Annotated in this window: 2 protein-coding genes; both read left to right on the top strand. The window is 26.8% G+C overall.

The window, feature by feature from the left end; translation table 11 throughout:
• The coding region (locus OC698_RS01750) for an HDIG domain-containing metalloprotein (protein WP_304513013.1) at positions 1-659 on the top strand (659 nt) is incomplete at its 5' end.
• Between the two features lie 24 nt (positions 660-683).
• Positions 684-1244: YmdB family metallophosphoesterase (locus OC698_RS01745; protein ID WP_304513012.1), on the top strand; the 561-nt coding region annotated here is incomplete at its 3' end.

Genomic DNA, 1244 nt, shown 5'->3' with positions numbered 1-1244 from the left:
CTATTTTAGAGGCTAAAATAGGGTTTTTGGATGAAGAATTAATAAAATTATTAGGTTCTTTGCATTTTCGTACCAGTCATGGACAAAATGTTTTAAAACATTCTTTAGAAGTATCTTTTTTAGCAGGCAAATTAGCTGCAGAAATAGGAGAAAATGAAGTATTAGCTCGTCGTGCAGGACTATTACATGATATCGGAAAATCTTTAGATTATCAATTAGAAGGAAGTCACGTTAAAATAGGTTTAGATATTGTTATGAAACATAAAGAACCTTTAGAAGTAATAGATGCTGTAGCATCTCATCATGAAGATCAAGAACCTAGTAGTATTATTGCTGTTTTAGTTGCTATTGCTGATGCTATTAGCGCTTCTAGACCAGGAGCTCGTCGTGATTCTTTAGATAATTATATTAAAAGAATTACTCAATTAGAAGAAATTGCTAATAAAATTCCTGGTGTAGAAAAATCTTATGCTATTAAATCTGGCCGAGAAATTAGAGTTATTGTGGATCCTAAACAAATTGATGATTTAGCTATTTTTACAGTAATTCAAACAATTAAAGATCAAATTATAAAAAATATTAGATATAATGGTAGTATTAAAATAACTGTTATTAGAGAAGTTCGTTTAACCGAAATTTCAAATTTAAGTATTAGTTAAGTTTAATACAAAGGTAGTATCATTATGAATATTCTTTTTATTGGAGATATTTGCGGTTCGATAGGAATTAATTATTTAATTGAAAAAATTAATTTTTTAAAACAACATTATAAAATCAATATTGTTATTGCGAATGCTGAAAATGCTGCAGAAGGACAAGGTTTAGATTTCCAAAGTTTTTATAATTTAAAAATTTCAGGTGTTAATATGATTACTCTAGGTAATCATACTTGGAAAAATCATGATTTAAAGTCATTTATAGAAAATACTAATATTATAAGACCGTTGAATGATGATAGTTTACATCTTGGATGTGGTCATAAAATTATTAAGTATAAAGATAAAAAACTTTTAATTATGAACGCTTTGGGTCGAGTTTTTATGAATAATAAATTTTTATCTTGCCCTTTTAAAAAAATAGAACATGTTTTAAAAGTTTATAAAAATCAATATCATTATGCTTTTTTAGATTTTCATGCTCAGGCAACTAGCGAAAAACTAGCTTTAGCAAATTATTTTGATGGTAGAATTAATGCTATCGTAGGAACTCATACTCATGTTCAGACTAATGATGAAAGAATTTTG

It is taken from the genome of Candidatus Phytoplasma gossypii (genome assembly GCF_030586975.1).
GTDB lineage: Bacteria > Bacillota_I > Bacilli_A > Acholeplasmatales > Acholeplasmataceae > Phytoplasma > Phytoplasma citri.
Note: the sequence above shows the minus strand (reverse complement) of the source record. Positions and strands in the feature narration are given on the sequence as shown.